General features: G+C 38.8%; 17 protein-coding genes. 7 read left to right on the top strand and 10 right to left on the bottom strand.

Annotated elements, in window-relative coordinates; all coding sequences use genetic code 11:
• The coding region (locus tag V5N63_RS08390; RefSeq protein WP_332033585.1) for a glycine C-acetyltransferase at nt 1-824 on the top strand (824 nt) is incomplete at its 5' end.
• 53 nt (nt 825-877) lie between these two features.
• Here the strand turns inward: V5N63_RS08390 and V5N63_RS08385 are convergent.
• The 5 genes from V5N63_RS08385 to V5N63_RS08365 form a co-directional block, all read right to left on the bottom strand.
• Nucleotides 878-2,185, bottom strand: coding sequence for a TSUP family transporter (locus V5N63_RS08385; RefSeq protein ID WP_332033584.1), 1,308 nt, complete (start codon nt 2,183-2,185; stop codon nt 878-880).
• A 52-nt stretch (nt 2,186-2,237) separates the two neighbouring features.
• The gene (locus V5N63_RS08380) at nt 2,238-3,479 is read right to left on the bottom strand and encodes a sulfate adenylyltransferase subunit 1 (RefSeq protein WP_332033583.1); all 1,242 of its coding nucleotides are present in this window, start codon (nt 3,477-3,479) and stop codon (nt 2,238-2,240) included.
• 54 nt (nt 3,480-3,533) lie between these two features.
• On the bottom strand, nt 3,534-4,442 hold the full coding sequence (cysD, locus tag V5N63_RS08375) for a sulfate adenylyltransferase subunit CysD (protein WP_332033582.1): 909 nt from the start codon (nt 4,440-4,442) through the stop codon (nt 3,534-3,536).
• Between the two features lie 51 nt (nt 4,443-4,493).
• Nucleotides 4,494-5,186, bottom strand: a complete 693-nt coding sequence (locus V5N63_RS08370) for a phosphoadenylyl-sulfate reductase (protein ID WP_332020817.1) — start codon at nt 5,184-5,186, stop codon at nt 4,494-4,496.
• Nucleotides 5,187-5,263: 77 nt separating this feature from the next.
• The gene (locus V5N63_RS08365; RefSeq protein WP_088468824.1) at nt 5,264-5,671 is read right to left on the bottom strand and encodes an RrF2 family transcriptional regulator; all 408 of its coding nucleotides are present in this window, start codon (nt 5,669-5,671) and stop codon (nt 5,264-5,266) included.
• Nucleotides 5,672-5,758: 87 nt separating this feature from the next.
• Here V5N63_RS08365 and V5N63_RS08360 point away from each other — a divergent pair, with 87 nt between their 5' ends.
• The gene (locus tag V5N63_RS08360) at nt 5,759-6,187 is read left to right on the top strand and encodes a DUF4268 domain-containing protein (RefSeq protein WP_088468825.1); all 429 of its coding nucleotides are present in this window, start codon (nt 5,759-5,761) and stop codon (nt 6,185-6,187) included.
• Nucleotides 6,188-6,242: 55 nt separating this feature from the next.
• On the opposite strand, the gene gldG is transcribed toward V5N63_RS08360, so the two are convergent.
• Genes gldG through V5N63_RS08345 form a run of 3 tightly spaced genes read right to left on the bottom strand, consistent with a single transcriptional unit; the run spans nt 6,243 to nt 9,213 of the window.
• Nucleotides 6,243-7,898 (bottom strand): gliding motility-associated ABC transporter substrate-binding protein GldG, encoded by a 1,656-nt coding sequence (gene gldG / locus V5N63_RS08355; RefSeq protein WP_332033581.1) that lies wholly within the window; start codon nt 7,896-7,898, stop codon nt 6,243-6,245.
• Between the two features lie 18 nt (nt 7,899-7,916).
• The gene (locus V5N63_RS08350; protein WP_332033580.1) at nt 7,917-8,645 is read right to left on the bottom strand and encodes an ABC transporter permease; all 729 of its coding nucleotides are present in this window, start codon (nt 8,643-8,645) and stop codon (nt 7,917-7,919) included.
• Nucleotides 8,646-8,667: 22 nt separating this feature from the next.
• A complete protein-coding gene (locus V5N63_RS08345; RefSeq protein WP_332033579.1) occupies nt 8,668-9,213 on the bottom strand; it encodes a CopD family protein in 546 nt (181 codons plus the stop codon).
• Between the two features lie 154 nt (nt 9,214-9,367).
• On the opposite strand from V5N63_RS08345, the gene V5N63_RS08340 reads away from it, so the two are divergent.
• Nucleotides 9,368-11,530, top strand: a complete 2,163-nt coding sequence (locus V5N63_RS08340; protein ID WP_332033578.1) for a M12 family metallo-peptidase — start codon at nt 9,368-9,370, stop codon at nt 11,528-11,530.
• A gap of 72 nt (nt 11,531-11,602) precedes the next feature.
• On the opposite strand, the gene V5N63_RS08335 is transcribed toward V5N63_RS08340, so the two are convergent.
• Complete coding sequence (locus V5N63_RS08335; RefSeq protein ID WP_265144785.1) at nt 11,603-12,430, bottom strand: SAM hydrolase/SAM-dependent halogenase family protein; 828 nt, start codon at nt 12,428-12,430, stop codon at nt 11,603-11,605.
• 133 nt (nt 12,431-12,563) lie between these two features.
• Here V5N63_RS08335 and V5N63_RS08330 point away from each other — a divergent pair, with 133 nt between their 5' ends.
• From V5N63_RS08330 to V5N63_RS08320, 3 genes are all read left to right on the top strand, one after another.
• Nucleotides 12,564-13,523, top strand: coding sequence for a PhoH family protein (locus V5N63_RS08330; RefSeq protein ID WP_332020811.1), 960 nt, complete (start codon nt 12,564-12,566; stop codon nt 13,521-13,523).
• A gap of 70 nt (nt 13,524-13,593) precedes the next feature.
• On the top strand, nt 13,594-14,193 hold the full coding sequence (locus tag V5N63_RS08325; RefSeq protein WP_332033577.1) for an outer membrane protein: 600 nt from the start codon (nt 13,594-13,596) through the stop codon (nt 14,191-14,193).
• A gap of 139 nt (nt 14,194-14,332) precedes the next feature.
• Nucleotides 14,333-14,824 carry an outer membrane beta-barrel protein gene (locus V5N63_RS08320; protein WP_332033576.1) on the top strand — a complete coding sequence of 164 codons (492 nt, stop codon included), beginning with the start codon at nt 14,333-14,335 and terminating at the stop codon, nt 14,822-14,824.
• 69 nt (nt 14,825-14,893) lie between these two features.
• Here V5N63_RS08320 and ffh read toward each other — a convergent pair whose 3' ends face one another.
• Nucleotides 14,894-16,261 carry a signal recognition particle protein gene (gene ffh, locus V5N63_RS08315; protein WP_088468833.1) on the bottom strand — a complete coding sequence of 456 codons (1,368 nt, stop codon included), beginning with the start codon at nt 16,259-16,261 and terminating at the stop codon, nt 14,894-14,896.
• A gap of 101 nt (nt 16,262-16,362) precedes the next feature.
• Here ffh and V5N63_RS08310 point away from each other — a divergent pair, with 101 nt between their 5' ends.
• Nucleotides 16,363-16,653 (top strand): AtpZ/AtpI family protein, encoded by a 291-nt coding sequence (locus V5N63_RS08310; RefSeq protein ID WP_332033575.1) that lies wholly within the window; start codon nt 16,363-16,365, stop codon nt 16,651-16,653.
• Nucleotides 16,654-16,778 lie beyond the last annotated feature (125 nt).

Here is a 16,778-nt window from a genome sequence, read left to right as displayed (position 1 = left end):
CAGAAGAAGACGCTATTATTTCGGATGAACTGAATCACGCTTCCATTATTGATGGAGTTCGTCTTTGCAAAGCTGCGAGGTACCGCTACAAAAACAATAATATGCAAGATCTGGAAGCACAGTTAAAAGCTGCTTCCGAGAAAAATCACCGTTTCAAAATCATCGTGACCGACGGAGTTTTCTCTATGGATGGAATTGTTGCTGATTTAAAAGGCGTTTGCGATTTGGCAGAAAAGTACGATTGTCTTGTAATGGTTGACGATTCCCACGCTACCGGATTTATCGGTAAAACCGGCCGCGGAACCCACGAAGCCAATGAGGTGATGGGAAGAGTTGATCTTATTACCTCAACTTTAGGCAAAGCTTTGGGTGGTGCACTTGGCGGATTTACCTCAGGAAAAAAAGAAATTATTGATATGCTGAGACAGCGTTCGCGACCGTATTTATTTTCAAATTCACTGGCTCCGGGAATTGTAGGTGCTGCGATGAAAGTTCTGGATATGATTTCTGAAGATACTTCGCTGAGAGACAAAGTGATGGAAAATGCTGAATATTTCAGAAAAGAAATGAAAGCCAAAGGTTTCGATATTCCTGACGGAGATGCAGCGATTGTTCCGGTGATGCTTTACGACGCACCTTTAGCCCAGAAAATGGCCGAAAAACTTATGGATGAAGGAATTTACGTCATCGGATTTTTCTATCCTGTGGTACCGAAAGGTAAAGCCAGAATCCGTGTTCAGCTTTCGGCTGCCCATACAAAAGAACAGCTGGATAAAGCGATTGTAGCTTTCGTGAAAGTTGGAAAAGAGTTAGAGGTAATCTGATTTCAGTCAGAATTCAAATATTATAAAACCTTCCGTTTGGGAGGTTTTTTGGTTTAAAAGAAGATTTTGTACAGATTTCTCGCACTCGAAACGATAAGCAGAAACGCAACCAATATCAGTGCGGTTTTACGCGGCATTTTCCCTGCTAATCTTGCAGCAAAGGGAGCGGCCAGCACTCCGCCGATAATTAATCCCAAAATAATTTCTATATTAGAAACGCCTAAACTGGAAAAGAAGACAATCGCAGCGGCCAGCGTGACAAAAAATTCAGCCATGCTTACAGTTCCAATCACGTAATTGGTTTTTCTGCCTTTGGAAAGAAGCGTAGAAGTAACAATTGGTCCCCAGCCTCCGCCTCCGAAAGCATCCATCATTCCGCCCAGGAAACCAAGTCTTCCGATGTGGGTTTTCTGTTTCACAACAATTTTTTTGAAAGCCAGACGCGTAATTCTGTAACCCATTAGCAGCGTGTAGGTCGCCATTAAGCCTTTTGCGAGGTTTTCATATTCATTGCCCAAATAAATAAGGAGCAGTGATCCACAAACAGCACCGATAATCCCCGGAACCGCAAGATAAAGCAACATTCTTTTGTTCACATTTCCGTATTTGTAGTGTGAATAACCGCTCATGGCGCTCGAAAACATTTCTGCAGTGTGAATGGATCCGGAGATGGAAGGCAGTTTAATTCCCATCCCAAGCATCAGGGTTGAACTCGTTAAACCGTAACCCATTCCTAAAGCACCATCCACCATTTGCGCAAAAAACCCGATGGCAAGCATCCAATAAAATTCTTTAGGAATTTCGTAAACAAAATCTTTTGCCTGTGCGTAGGAGAAGTATTGATCGAAGGCTATTCCAAGAAAAAAAGCCGCAAAAGAGAGCGAAAGATAAATCACCAGTCTTCTGTATTTTTTAGCGTCTTTGGAATATTGCCATTTCGATTTCTGTTCTTCTGGTGGAAGTTTATTTCTATCTGAAATAAAACTTTCCAGCTGAAAATCACTTAATTCCGGTTTGTTGGCGATGCTGATCAGGATGTTTTTCTTCTGAACGATATCAATGATTTCTGTGTAAAAATCGACTCCGCAATCGGTAATTAAAGCGATATGGGAATTGTAAAAATCGTCTTCAAAGAAGCGTCTTTCATGAAGTCTTATATTCTCATGATTTTTTGCAAAGTCTTTAATTTTCTCTGAAATATTTTCACAAACAAGATTAATCTGGGTGTTCGGAAAACTTTCAATAAGTAAATTCAGGTTTTTCAGCGCCTGGTTGCCACCGCCTACAATAAGTACTTTCAGGTTTTCCAGATTCAGGAAAACGCTGAGTGATTTGTTATGTATTTTACTTTCGATAGACATTAAAAAGATGCGGTGAGGTATTCACAAGAAAATTTTTTCAACTTTTTAAAATCTAAAGAAGCATTACTGCACCTACAGTAGAATTACTGGTTTCATCTACCAGAATTGCGCTGCCGGTGGCGCTGTTTTTTTCAAAAGAATCAAAAACCAGTGGTGATGCGGTTTTTAGTCTTACTTTTACAATTTCATTCAGTTTTACGGAATCTTTCGTAGGGATTTGTTGTAAAGTGTTGACATCAATTTTATATTCAATTTCCTTTACAATAGTTTTCATAAGTCGGCTTTTGTGCTGAATAAAATATTTGTTTCCTTCGTTCAGTTCACGTTTGTCGAGCCAGCAAACCAAAGCCTCGAACTCATTTTCAACTTTTAACTGGTTATCGGTTTTAACGAAGAAATCTCCGCGGCTCACATCAATATCGTCTTCAAGATGCAGAACTGCAGGTTGCAGCGCGAAAACTTCTTCCACTTCTTTTCCGCCTGTTTCTACTTTTGAAATGGTAGTTTCTATATTTTCCGGAAGAATGGTGATTCTGTCGCCTTTTTTATAAGTTCCGGAGATAACCTGCCCTGCATATCCGCGGTAATCATGAAGTTCCTCTGTCTGTGGACGAATGACATACTGAACCTGGAATCTTGAACTTTCATAATCTACGTCATCGCTCACTTCAACATTTTCGAGAAATGACAAAAGAGGTTCTTCTTTAAACCAAGGCATTTTTTCCGATCTTTCCACAATATTATCGCCATTGAAAGCTGAAATAGGGAAGTAGGATACGTTTTTAAGGCCTAAACTTTCCGCCGCTGTTGCGTAATCTTTTTTGATATTGTTGAAAACTTCTTCGGAATAATCAACCAGATCCATTTTGTTTACTGCGACTACAACATGCTTCATCTTCAGCAGCGATGCAATGATGGAATGGCGTTTTGTCTGTTCAATGACTCCCTGCCGCGCATCTATTAGAATGATGATAAGCTTAGAATTGGAGGCACCTGTAATCATGTTTCTGGTATACTGAACATGGCCTGGAGCGTCTGCTATAATAAATTTCCGTTTTGGGGTAGAAAAATAACGGTAAGCCACATCAATAGTGATTCCCTGCTCTCTTTCTGCCCGTAGACCATCGGTGAGAATCGCCAGATCGATACCGTCGGCGTTTTTGTTTTTAGACTGTTTTTCGAGGGCTTCCAGTTGGTCAACCAAAATGCTTTTGCTATCGTAAAGAAGTCTTCCGATTAAGGTGCTTTTTCCGTCATCAACGCTTCCGGCGGTAATAAATCTTAATATATCCATGTTTAGTATAAGTAATAATTGAGAAAGAACGGTGAGATTTTTTGGCAAATTAATTTAGAAATAACCGCCTTTTTTTCGGTCTTCCATGGCGGCTTCGGTTACTTTGTCGTCAATTCTTGTTTCGCCACGCTCTGAAATTCTGGAAGCTGTAATCTCGTTTACCACTTCATCCAGCGTTGCTGCATTGCTTTCTACAGCGGCTGTGCAGGTCATGTCGCCAACGGTTCTGTACCGCACTTTTTTATTGGTGATGGTATCATTTTCGTCTATCTGAATGAAATCTGAAACAGCAATTAACTGTCCTTCATGTTCAATCACATCGCGGTGATGAGCGAAATAAATTGAAGGAAGCTGAATTTTTTCCTTTCTGATGTAATTCCATACATCAAGTTCGGTCCAGTTAGATATGGGAAAAACCCTTACATTTTCACCTTTGTGAATTCTTCCGTTATAGATGTTCCACAATTCAGGTCGCTGCAGTTTAGGTTCCCACTGACCGAATTCGTCGCGCACCGAAAAAAACCTTTCTTTGGCTCTGGCTTTTTCTTCATCACGCCGCGCGCCGCCTATACAGGCGTCGAACTTAAATTCTTCAATCGTATCCAGAAGAGTATGGGTTTGAAGCCAGTTTCGGGAAGCAAATTTACCTTTTGGTTCGGTGAGCTTTTTCTCGCGAATTGTATCTTCAACTTTTCTTACAATAAGTTCAGCACCGATTTCTTGGGCTAAATGATCGCGATATGCTAATACTTCCGGGAAATTGTGTCCGGTGTCAATATGAACCAACGGAAAGGGGATTTTCATCGGTGCAAAGGCTTTTTTAGCAAGATGCACGAGGGTGATTGAATCTTTTCCGCCGCTGAAAAGTAATGCAGGTTTCTCGAACTGTGCCGCTACTTCGCGCATGATGAAAATGCTTTCGGCTTCTAACTGTTCAAGATAGTCTAATTTATATTTGCTCATAAAATCAACTGTAAAAGTTTGTTGTAAAAATTCTGTTAAAAACTGAAAGAATTATTTTGAATGCAATCCGCATTCTTTTTGTGATTCTTCCCAATACCACCGGCCGGCTCTCGGGTTTTCACCATCAGTAATGGCTCTGGTGCAGGGTTTGCAACCCACGCTGATAAAACCTTTTTTATGAAGTGGAAGATCCTGAACATTATGGGTTTCAATATAATTTAAAACATCCTGATAAGTCCAGTGAATAAGCGGATTGAATTTGAAAAGCATTTTTTCGGTGTCCCATTCCAGCATTTTCATGTTTTCGCGGTTTTCGGACTGTTCGCTCCGTAAACCTGTGATCCAAATTTTAGCACCTTCCAAAGCGCGGTTTAGGGGTTTTACTTTGCGGATGTAGCAGCATTCTTTCCGGTTTTCTACGGAATGAAAAAATGCATTGATTCCTTTTTCGTTCACATATTTTTCCACATCCTGCGTGTCGGGAAAATAGACTTCCGTTTTGGTTTTATAGCGGGCGTTATTTTGTGAAAGCAGTTCGTAATGCTCATAAAAAAGCCTTCCGGTATCCAAAGTGAACACTTTAATATTCATCTGATTTCTAAAGATAATGTCGGTAATAACCTGGTCTTCCTGACCTAAAGAAGTGGAGAAAACTGCGCCTTGAGTAAATTTTTCGGAAATAAAACGCAGGCTTTCTTCTGCGGATAAATTTTCGATGTGCTGAAGATCTTCTTGTGAAAGCATATAATAGTATAAGTTGCCACAAATTTACTTTATAATTATTAACCTACAAAATTGGTAGACTATTAAAGCAAAAAAAGCTAATCTTTTAATTCGATAAGCGTTTTTTTCTCCAGAATAGCCAAAGTAGCATCGCGCACTTCAATTAAAACATCGTGTAGGGCGCAGTGATTTTCATTACAGTTCAGGCAGTTTTCGTAGAAATTTAGGCTTACACAAGGCAGCATAGCGATGGGTCCGTTGAGCAGGCGAATAACTCGGGCTAGAGAAATATCCTGAGGATTTACATTCAGAAAATAACCGCCGCCTTTTCCTTTTTTACTGTCGAGAATTTCGGCTTTTTTTAATTCAAGAAGAATATTTTCGAGAAACTTAAGCGGAATTTTTTTCTTTTCCGAAATTTCTGAAATCAGAATTGGGCCTTCCTGCTGTTTTTCAACAAGATAAGAAAGCGCCTTCAAAGCGTATTGCGATTTTTTGGATAGCATACAGCAAAAGTAATAAAAACCTGAGAGATAAAATTCTGAGGTAAAATTTGAAAAAATAGTTTAAGTTCGCATAAATTTAGTTTCAATATGTTCAGTAAACACGAGGCGCAGCAGCTTAAAAAAGATTTTTGGATTGCTTTTGGGAAAAGTTTCCCCAGAAAATGGCTTTTATATGACACTAAAATTAAAGATTTTTCGCTGAAATTTTACGCAGACAACAAAAAAGCAGAGGTTTCAATCGATATTGAAATGAAAGATGAACTCTTTCGCAATGCTTATTACGAAAAGATTTGGTCTTTGGAAGAAATGCTGAAAGAAGAAGTGGGCGACATTCAAAAAGATGAATTTTACACGATGGAGAACGGGAAAGTTATTTCCCGAATTTGGGTAACGAAAGAAAATGTATCCATATTTAATAAAAATTCCTGGCAGGAAATTTTCGAATTTTTTGTAGAAAAGATGGACGGTTTTGAACGGTTTTATTACGAATACGAAGACTTTATTAAAGATGTTTAAAAGAGAAAACGGTTTCAAATCCTGAAACCGTTTTTTATTGTTTTTAAATGAAAATTTATCCGAATTTCTTTTTTCTGAGCCAGAAGAAAAACCCTCCCAAAAGACCTATAATTCCAATGGGAATCAGCAGGTTGATCCATTGCCATTTGGATCTTTCTTCATCAATTCTTTGTCTGTCGAGCAGGCGCGCTTCGATATTTCGGTTTCTGAGTTCCATTAAATTAGAATCATCCAAGAGAAAATCCAGTGCATTTCTCAGAAACTGCTCGTTGCCGTAAGTTTGTTTCGTCAGCAGATCTTCTCCCAAAGGCAAAGGTTTTCCTTTATAAACTTGGTTTCGACCAATATCACCGTCTGCAACCACGATCATTTTATTGTTACTGCTTTGCGATTTGAAACCGGGATAAGCGTTTCGTTCGCTTCGGGATGCATACGCGGAGGTAAATTTTCCTTCTAAACTTACTGCAAATATTTTAGGTGTAGTAGGTTTGTCGAATTCGCTTAAAGAATCTGCCCGCACAATTTCACCCAATGCAACGTAATTAGGGACCTGTTTTACATTTGTTCTTTCGCTGGATTCAAAAAGTACGCGGGTTTTAATGTTTTTTCTTCCCAAGGTATCAATCGAAGTAGGAAATTCAAATTTCACCGGATTGATGTTTTTGGTAATGGGATTTTTGGTTTCGGCAATTCCGAGCGGGAAATAAGGCCAGAGAAAACTGCTGAACTGTGGATTGCCTGCAACTTCACCGGAAACAATTCGGATGAGTGCAGATTTTTTCATGTCCTTCACCAACCCCGGATTTATGCGGATTCCATAGTTGAAAAAGAAATCCGTAAGGTTGGTATCCATAGGGTAAGCCATGATTTTTTTTGACTGAAAAAGCGTATCCATTTCCGCATTCACGGCATCGATCATCCACAGGGTTTTTCCGCCGTTCATGATATATTGATCGAGGATAACTTTTTCGTTTTCAGTGAAAGCTTTCCTTGGTTTTGCGATGACCAAGGCGTGCATTTGTTTCAGTTTAGGAACATCGGCTAAAGAAAGCTCGGTTTGGTTTTGGGGAATAATTGGACCCGCGTTGTAACTTTCGAGCGCCATTTCCATAAAACCTTGAAACTGCTCGGGTCCTAATTCGTCCTGATTGATGAGAATTCCGATATTTTTCTTTTCGTCTTCGGTAATTGCTTTAATATTTGAAGCGAAATTATATTCTAAATTTTCGATCGATTTGCTGAGCTGTTCCGAAGCATCGATTCCGCTTTGGTTAATGATGAGCGTAATTGAACTTCCGTAGGAGTTGTATTTAAGCGTGGCAAACGGAAACATAACGATTTCGGAGATTTTGCCGTCTTTAATATCCGGAAGAATAGAAGGCTGCATACCCATTGCCGCAAGTGTATCCTGCGACATTTTGGTTTTAATGGGATCGATAAATTTATAATCGATTTTGGGATTGATTTTTCTGAATTCCTCCAGCATAAATTTGGTCTCGTTCTGCAGCTGACGGAAGCTTGCCGGGAAATCGCCTTCCAGATAAACATCTACTGTTAAAGGTTTTTTTACCGATTCCAGGATTTTTACCGTAGATTCAGATAAAGTGTAGCGTTTTTCCTGAGTGAGATCGAACCTTTTTGAGAAAACTCCGAAAATCCCAAGAAGCAGTACTGCAACCGTGATGATGTATATGATATATTTTTTGTTCATTTTTTTCTAAAAACGCTTTTATTTTTTCTTTTCAACAAAAATTTTAGCTAAAACAAGGCAGATCCCGACAACGAAGACGAAATAAAAAATATCTCTGGTGTCTATCAGGCCTCTTGTAAAGGCCAGAAAATGCTTGTAAAATCCAAGGTTTGAAAGGATATAATCTGTACCTCCCAATAATTTGTAACTGGCCAATTGCTCGATCCCGAAATAAAGAATAAAGCACATGAAAACGCCTAACAGATAAGCCATAATTTGGTTTTGAGAAAGCGACGAGGCTAAAATTCCAACTGAGGAAAAGGCTGCAGTAAGAATAATTAAGCCAAAATAACTCCCAAAAGTCGCGCCCAGATCGATGTTTCCGGCAGGTACGCCTAACACATAAACGGTATAAAGATAAATGACTGAAGGCAACAGGCAAAGGATCCCAACGCACCAAACTGCGAAAAATTTCCCCAAAATGATCTCAGAAATTTTCACAGGCTGCGAGAAAAGCCAGTTCAAAGTTCCGGATTGTTGCTCTTCAGCAATCGTTTTCATTGAGATTGCAGGAATTATGAACATCAGCAGCCAGGGTACGAGCACGAAGTAGCTTTGTAAAGAAGCGGTTCCGATGTCGAAAATATTAGAATCGTTTTCAAAGAAAAACAGGAACAGGGTTCCTATTAAACTGAAAGCGGCGATAATGAGCCAGGCACTCCAGTTGCCGAAATAACTCCAAAGTTCTTTTTTAAAAATTGCTGTCATCCTTTTTTGAATGTAAAAAGTATTATTTCTTCGCTTTATTAACCAATTTTACGGTAAGCATAATTGCAAGCACCAAAACGAAAAATCCGGTGATTAATTGCCACCAGTATTCCAGTACCCAGGATTTCAAAATCACGGTGAAAACGACAAGGAATAAAATAAACGTCGCAATTTCATTGGCTTGCCGAAGTTTGATATTTTTAATGGGTAAAATATCTCCTTTTAAATTTTTCATCTGGAGGACTTTTTTCCAACACCAGTAATGATAAAATGCAAGTCCGATTAAGAAAGTCAGTTTTAGATGAAACCAAGGTGTTTTCATCAATCCAAAATTCAGATAAATAAGTGAAAGACCTGTTACCAGCATAATAACGCCCGCAGGAACGGTGATGATATTCCATAATCTTCTGGCCATAAAAACGTACTGTTCGCGGAGGATCTCTTTCTTTCCAGTCTCAAACTCATCGGTATCTTTATAGTAAACAAACAGCCGCACGAGATAGAAAATCCCTGCAAAATAACTGACCATAAAAATGATGTGAAAAGCTTTGAGAATGGTGTAAAGCATCTGAAAAATTTAGCTGCAAAGATAACGGATTAAAACGATTACCAAAAGCTAACAGAACATAAGTGTAAATTATTGTGTTAAAATTATTTTTTACCTATCCTATCTCATTAATTTTTAGTTTTTTTGTATATTAAAATTATATATCCTAATAATTATGAAAAGAATTTTCCAATTGTGTTTCAGTTTGGCATTTTTCTCTTTAGGTTTTTCGCAGAATTTAAAACCTATTGCCGAGAAGGTTAAAAATGTGCAAGCTGCAAACAAAACGTTTGTGAAGTACAACTTGTTTACAGTAGATCCCTCTGCTCAAAAACAGGCCATGTACCAATCTGCTGCTGACGGCATTACCGTGATGAAGCTTAATAAAACAGAGGTGCAAAGAATTAACTCTGAAAGACCTGAAGCAATGGAAATGAGTTTTCCTTTCGAAGGAAAAAACATTACTGTAGAACTCGTGAGAAACAATTTCTTTACTCACGATTTTAAAATCAATACAGATAAAGGTTATGCAAATTATACTCCGGGTGCCTACTATCACGGGATTGTAAAGGGTGATAATGAGTCTCTCGTGGCTTTAAGCTTCTTTAATGATGATGTGGTTGGGGTAACTTCGGTTAAAAATATCGGTAACATTGTTATCGGTAAAGCGAAAAACAGTGAAGATTTCGTTTCCTATAATGATCAGAAGTTGAAGGGAGAAAATCCGTTTACCTGTTCTGCAGATGAACTTCTTGAAAATCAAAAAGTGGCCGGTCCTTCTTACAATCCTAAAACGATGACGGATAAAAAAACCGATAACTGCGTGAGAATTTACTACGAAGCAGGATTCGGTCCTTATTCATTGAATGGATCTAGTGTCTCACAGACTACAAACTGGGTTACAGCAATGCATAACAATGTTTCTACACTTTATGCAAACGACGGAATTACTGTAGCATTAAGCGAGGTTTTTGTATGGACCAGTACCGACCCTTATACCGGTACACCGTCTGAAATTTTAAATAAGTTCAGAACTGGCCGCCCAACATTCAATGGGGATATTGCGCAGCTTTTAAGAAATCCTGCGACAACAAGTATTGCTTGGGTAAATGCACTTTGTACCACCTATAAATATTCTTATTCCGGTGTGAACCTGAGTTACCAGAATGTTCCAACTTATTCATGGAATATTGAAGCGATGACTCACGAAATTGGTCATAATCTGGGTTCACCTCATACACACGCCTGTAGATGGAACGGTAATGATACAGCGATCGATGGCTGTGGTCCGGCTTCTGGCAATAACGAAGGTTGCGAAGGTCCGCTTCCTACAGGTACAGGAGGAACGATTATGAGTTATTGTCATCTTGTTCCGTCAGTGGGGATTAATTTTGCTAACGGATTTGGGGAACAGCCTGGTGCACTCATTAGATATACGGTAAATTCTAAAGGATGCTTGGGTACAAACTGTGTAACGTCCTGCGCCCTTACGATTACAGGCCTTACAGTCTCTAATCTTACGACCAACTCGGTGACTGCAACGATTGTTGATAACACCGGAAGCAGCTGGAAGTATAAGCTGGCGAAAATGGATGGAACGGTGATTCAATCCGGAACAACCAATACCAAAGTTTTGAATTTCACCAATCTTGAGCCGGGGATTTATTATAAAATTTCTGTAGGTACAGATTGTTCAGGACCTCAGGCGTTTTCTTTCGAACAGTTAATACTAACTGATGCTAACTGGTGTTCGGGAGTACTGTTTACAGATCCGGGAGGAGCAAATGCGAATTATGGGGATAACCAAACAATCATTAAAACTTTCTATCCGACCAATCCATCAGATAAGGTTAAAATTACATTTACAGAGTTCGATTTGGAAACTGGATATGACTTTATGAATATTTACAACGGACCAAACACGGGTTCTCCACGATTCACTGGTGCAACTCAGATTACGGGCAACACCATTCCTGGACCGTTCCAATCTACGCATGCAAGCGGAGCAATTACAGTAAGATTTATTTCTGATGCCGGTGCTACTGGAACAGGATGGAGTGCCACACTGGATTGTGTTAATGTTTTAGCGACCGGAGAAGTTTCTGCTACAGACGGTGTAAGTATTGCCCAAACTTCTGTTAAAGGAATCTTCACTGTAAAAGCTAAGGACAAAATAGAGTCTTATTCTGTCTTTGATGCCTCTGGAAAACTGGTAAAAACTTCAGGGAAATTAAATGCAGGCGAAGAGAAAATCGATCTTTCAGCCAGCCCGAAGGGTGGTTATGTGATCAGCGTTAAAACGTCGAAAGAAACAGTAACCAAGAAAGTAATCAGATAATTACATAGTATAATGATATAAATAGCCGGCTGCAAAAGCCGGCTATTTTTGTATCATCAAGATTCGGAATCTTTAGTAAAATTCGATATAAATGCTTTCGCCCACTTTCATTCCGAACAGGGTTTTGGCTCCGTTATCTTTATTTCCTTTGTAGATGGTAAGTTCAAGCAAGCCGGCATCGTTAAAAATCGCTGCAGATTTGCCGTGATATTCATGTTCCAACTCCCAATCTGTTATAAAATCAGTGTACTGGTTGTAAATTTTGGTAAGCGCAAGGTTTCTGAATTTTAAGATAAAACCATTAAAACCTACACTGTGCTTATCAAATAACTTTTTACTGATATTGGAAACCATATTTCCGAAATTATCAATATACATGATTTCTCCGATAATCATTTTTTCGTTTTCACTGAATACCGGTCTGGGGAACGAAAGTTGTTTAGGAGATTTAAATTTTCTACCAATTACCTCTGGTAATCCACCTTTTTGAAGATGAACCGCAACAGGCGCAAAAATATCGGTAGAAGTAAATTTCACTTCATCATCAAACCTGTTGTTGAAGGTGATTTCGTAAACTGCTTCCGGTTTAATGTCATAAAAAATTAAACTCAGCACACCGTTGTCTGCAGCAATAAAATAATGCCCGTCGGCCTTATAGAGAATGCATTTTCGGTCTTTGGTATAAAAACTGTCTACGGAAATAATATGTACGGTACCTTCAGGAAAAAAAGAGTAGGCGTTCCTTACGATATAGGCGGTCTGCAACAGGTTGTAGGCCTGTATTTCGTGGGAAATATCAACAATTTTAGCGTCTTCTTTTAAGCTCAGGATTTTTCCTTTCACAGCGGGAACTCTGTGATCGACCAATCCGTAATCTGAGGTGAAAGTAATAACCGGCATTTGTATTTCTTCGGGAATGGCAAATTTAGGGCAAAAAAAAATATTCTGGGCCGATAATCAAAAACAAAATCCGCTATTTTTAAAATATATTTGATATTTTTAGAGAAAATAATTAACATCAAACAAGAGATAAATGTTCGAACTCAATTATGAAATCAAAGGCATTGACGCCAAGACTTTTTACGGAGTCAACAACCAATATTTTAATTTACTAAAATCCACTTTTCCAACCCTGAAAATTACGGGGCGCGATCATTTTATTTTTGCGATTGGGAACAATGAAACGCTGGATGTACTGAAAAATAAGCTGGATGATATTGTGAGCTTTATTTCCAGAAATAATTCACTCACTTTAAAGGATATTGAAAACATTCTTAATATTAAAGATGAAACCGAAAAACAGCTTGTTTTCGATCAGGATATCATTGTAAAAGGCGTAAACGGTAAAATTATTAAAGCGAAGACCACCAATTTGAAGAAACTGGTAAAAGAGTCTGAGAAAAAAGACATGGTGTTCGCGATTGGACCGGCCGGAACGGGAAAGACGTATACCAGCGTAGCATTGGCAGCAAGGGCTTTGCGTGATAAGGAAGTAAAAAGGATTATTTTAACACGTCCTGCGGTAGAAGCCGGCGAAAGTCTGGGATTTCTTCCGGGAGATTTAAAAGAGAAACTGGATCCCTATTTACAGCCGCTTTACGATGCACTTCGCGATATGATTCCTCACGAAAAACTGGAGGGTTTTATCGAAAAAAAAGTTATTGAAGTCGCACCACTTGCATTTATGCGTGGGCGGACTTTAGACGAAGCTTTTGTTATTCTGGATGAAGCGCAAAATACAACCCATTCGCAGATGAAAATGTTTCTTACCAGGATGGGAATGAACGCAAAGTTCATCATTACAGGCGATCCAAGTCAGGTCGATTTACCATTAAGGCAAAAATCTGGTTTGAAGGAAGCGATGAGAATCTTGAAAGATGTGCAGGAAATTGGCTTTGTACACCTTACCGAAGAAGATGTGGTAAGACATCCCGTAGTGCGGAAAATTATTACCGCTTACGGAAACGAAGAGAAAAGACAGAGAGAGGAGTAATTCATGATAAAAGTCATGTTAAAGGAATGTTAAATAAATTTATCTTTGCAGCCAAATTAAATTAAAAATTATGAAAAAATTATTGCTAGTTGGTGCATTAGCACTTTTCGCGGCTGTAAATGCACAAACTGAAAAAGGATCTTGGGTAATCGGTGGATCTACAACAATTGGATTTAATAATGTATCAACAAAGTATTCAGAAGGAAATAGTTCTTCTACAGAACCTTCTGTTTCTACATTTACCTTAACACCTTCAGTTGGGTATTTTGTACAGGATAAACTCGCTGTAGGTTTAGATTTAGGTTTTGTTTCAATGAGCCAAAAAGATGGCGATTATAAATATACAGTAAATACTTTATCAGCAATGCCGACAGCGACTTATTATTTCAAATCGGCTACTAACCTTGTCCCTTATTTGGGTGCGGGTGTGGGTTATGCATCAACAAAATTAACTGAAAAATACGACGGTGAATCTGAATCAGAAACTGTTGATGGTCTTGCATGGAAAGCAAAAGGCGGTTTGGTATATCTGATCAACCAAAATATCGGAGTTGATCTTGGAGCTTCATACAACCAATATTCTAACAAAGAAACTGTAATGGGAACAGATTATAAAACTACCGTTGGTACTTTTGGTATCAACGTAGGTTTCACTGTTTTCTTAAAATAAGATAACTTATAGTTATAAGCTCCCGTTTCGTAAGAAGCGGGATTTTTTTTTATTTTAAAAGTCATATTACTGGAAAAAATCGGAATCATCTTTTGTAGTCGATGTTTTAATTGATATTTTTGATGAAAATTAAAAATTTATGAAAAGAGTAGTATTGGCGTTCGCCATGATGATGTTTGGGCTTACGAATGCTCAGGTAAAATTTGGGATCAACGGAGGATTTTCGTCGGCTGTAGTTTCTGATGATTTTGATGAGCTTACTGCAGGTTATTATGCGGGAGTTTTTACAGAATTCGGAATTCCTGGATTTGCCAAAATGCAACCGGCCGTTAATTATGTGAAATTTAAAGATGATTCTTATCTGCAGATTCCGGTGATAATGAAATTTTATTTCCTGCCGAAAGTAAACGTGCAGTTGGGTCCGCAGTTCGCCTTCAGGCTCGATGATGTGCCGGATACCATTAACAAATCAAATTTTGGTGCGGCTGTAGGCTTGGGCGCCGACTTATTTTCAGGGCTGCTTATTGAGGCACGGTACGCATTTCAGCTGAATAATGCTTTTAAAAGCCCCGCGACAGGCGAAAAGCTTCATTTTAATCTCTTCAATGTTGGTTTAGGTTTACGACTTTAATGATTAAAAAATAGCTCACAAAAAATCCCGAATCATTCAATTCGGGATTTTTATTTATTTCAGTGCTGTTTATCTTCCAAAAAGATTACCACCCATTCCAGGCATTTTCGGCATTCCTTTGCTCATCATTTCCATCATTTGTTTTCCTTGCGGTCCCTGCATCATCTTCATCATTTTACCCATTTGGTCAAATTGTTTCATTAAAGCATTTACGTCTTCAATTTTTCTTCCGGCACCTCTGGCGATACGGTTTTTTCTTTGGGTGTTGATAATCGAAGGTCTTCTTCGTTCTTCCGGCGTCATCGAATGAATAATGGCTTCAATATGTTTAAAGGCGTCATCATTAATATCAACATCTTTAATGGCTTTGCCGACGCCCGGAATCATGCCCATCAAATCCTTCATATTTCCCATTTTTTTGATCTGGTTGATCTGTTTCAGGAAATCATCAAAACCGAATTCGTTTTTGGCGATTTTTTTATGGAGTTTTTTAGCTTCCTCTTCATCAAACTGCTCCTGAGCTCTTTCAACAAGGGAAACCACGTCTCCCATTCCAAGGATTCGGTCTGCCATTCTTTCCGGATAGAAAACATCCAGTGCTTCCATTTTTTCACCGGTTGAAATAAACTTAATAGGTTTTTCAACAACGGAACGGATGGTAAGAGCCGCTCCACCTCGTGTATCACCATCTAATTTTGTAAGGACAACTCCATCAAAATTCAGTGCTTCGTTAAAGGTTTTAGCAGTATTCACGGCATCCTGACCCGTCATGGAATCCACCACGAATAAGGTTTCATTAGGCTTGATGAAATAATGAACCGATTTAATCTCGTTCATCATCTGCTCATCAACAGCCAAACGGCCCGCGGTATCCACAATTACTACATCATGGTTGTTTTCTTTCGCAAATTTTACGGCATTTTCAGCGATAGAAGACGGGTTTACAGCACCTTCTTCGGTATAAACGGGAATTCCGGTCTGCTGACCAAGAATTTTCAGCTGTTCAATTGCCGCAGGTCGGTAAACGTCGCAGGCAACCAATAAAGGTTTTTTGTTCTTTTTTAATTTTAAGTAATTTGCAAGCTTGCCGGAAAAAGTTGTTTTACCGGAACCCTGAAGACCTGCAATCAGGATGACGCTGGGTTTGCCCGAAAGATTAATTCCTTCCTGCGTACCACCCATGAGTTCCACAAGTTCGTCGTGAACGATTTTGGTCATGAGCTGCCCGGGAGTTAAACTTGTAAGAACGTTTTGTCCTAAAGCTTTGTCCTGAACTCTTTTGGTTAAATCTTTCGCAACTTTATAGTTAACATCGGCATCTACCAAAGCACGGCGGATTTCTTTTACCGTTTCCGCAACGTTGATTTCGGTGATTTTTCCGCGCCCTGATATATTATGAAGCGCTTTATCTAACTTATCCTGTAAACTGTTGAACATCGTTTTTTATTTAAGAGTTGCAAAAATACAGAAATTAGATGATATTTAAAATTCAAAATTTTTCAATTGGTCGATAATGGTTAGATTTGCAAAAAACTAGAATGTCTGAGGAGAAACCAACACAGCAGGAATTCAGCCAGGAAGATGAGAAAAGATTCCGGAGAAACGGGCTTCGGCAATACGGTGTTTATTCAGCCATCGTTTTTCAGATGCTTGCTACCATGGGATTAGGATTTTGGGGTGGCAAAAAAATTAATGATCATTTCGGGTTTGAAACCAATCTTTTAACTGTTGGGATTGGATTTTTAGGGATGTTTCTCGCTTTCTACAATTTGCTGCAGCAACTTAAGAGCGTGCAGCGTGATGACAAATCCGACAATTCAAAAAAATAAAATTCAGTAAATAATTCAAAACAATTTAAATCCAATATTATATCTGCAATGAAAATTAAGAAAACCACCCTTTATATCATTCTGTTTTTCATCATGTTTTTTCTCCATTTTGGAATCTGGCAGTA

Origin of the sequence: Kaistella sp. (assembly GCF_032060305.1) — a bacterium.
GTDB lineage: Bacteria > Bacteroidota > Bacteroidia > Flavobacteriales > Weeksellaceae > Kaistella > Kaistella yananensis.
This window is presented reverse-complemented; position numbering and strand designations above follow the sequence as displayed.

What these genes read in the sequence shown, in the direction of transcription:
- V5N63_RS08385 (WP_332033584.1), bottom strand. Translation starts at nt 2,185, where the DNA reads ATGTCTATCGAAAGTAAAATACATAACAAATCACTCAGCGTTTTCCTG.
- V5N63_RS08380 (WP_332033583.1), bottom strand. Translation starts at nt 3,479, where the DNA reads ATGGATATATTAAGATTTATTACCGCCGGAAGCGTTGATGACGGAAAA.
- cysD (WP_332033582.1), bottom strand. Translation starts at nt 4,442, where the DNA reads ATGAGCAAATATAAATTAGACTATCTTGAACAGTTAGAAGCCGAAAGC.
- V5N63_RS08370 (WP_332020817.1), bottom strand. Translation starts at nt 5,186, where the DNA reads ATGCTTTCACAAGAAGATCTTCAGCACATCGAAAATTTATCCGCAGAA.
- V5N63_RS08365 (WP_088468824.1), bottom strand. Translation starts at nt 5,671, where the DNA reads ATGCTATCCAAAAAATCGCAATACGCTTTGAAGGCGCTTTCTTATCTT.
- V5N63_RS08360 (WP_088468825.1), top strand. Translation starts at nt 5,759, where the DNA reads ATGTTCAGTAAACACGAGGCGCAGCAGCTTAAAAAAGATTTTTGGATT.
- gldG (WP_332033581.1), bottom strand. Translation starts at nt 7,898, where the DNA reads ATGAACAAAAAATATATCATATACATCATCACGGTTGCAGTACTGCTT.
- V5N63_RS08350 (WP_332033580.1), bottom strand. Translation starts at nt 8,645, where the DNA reads ATGACAGCAATTTTTAAAAAAGAACTTTGGAGTTATTTCGGCAACTGG.
- V5N63_RS08345 (WP_332033579.1), bottom strand. Translation starts at nt 9,213, where the DNA reads ATGCTTTACACCATTCTCAAAGCTTTTCACATCATTTTTATGGTCAGT.
- V5N63_RS08340 (WP_332033578.1), top strand. Translation starts at nt 9,368, where the DNA reads ATGAAAAGAATTTTCCAATTGTGTTTCAGTTTGGCATTTTTCTCTTTA.
- V5N63_RS08335 (WP_265144785.1), bottom strand. Translation starts at nt 12,430, where the DNA reads ATGCCGGTTATTACTTTCACCTCAGATTACGGATTGGTCGATCACAGA.
- V5N63_RS08330 (WP_332020811.1), top strand. Translation starts at nt 12,564, where the DNA reads ATGTTCGAACTCAATTATGAAATCAAAGGCATTGACGCCAAGACTTTT.
- V5N63_RS08325 (WP_332033577.1), top strand. Translation starts at nt 13,594, where the DNA reads ATGAAAAAATTATTGCTAGTTGGTGCATTAGCACTTTTCGCGGCTGTA.
- V5N63_RS08320 (WP_332033576.1), top strand. Translation starts at nt 14,333, where the DNA reads ATGAAAAGAGTAGTATTGGCGTTCGCCATGATGATGTTTGGGCTTACG.
- ffh (WP_088468833.1), bottom strand. Translation starts at nt 16,261, where the DNA reads ATGTTCAACAGTTTACAGGATAAGTTAGATAAAGCGCTTCATAATATA.
- V5N63_RS08310 (WP_332033575.1), top strand. Translation starts at nt 16,363, where the DNA reads ATGTCTGAGGAGAAACCAACACAGCAGGAATTCAGCCAGGAAGATGAG.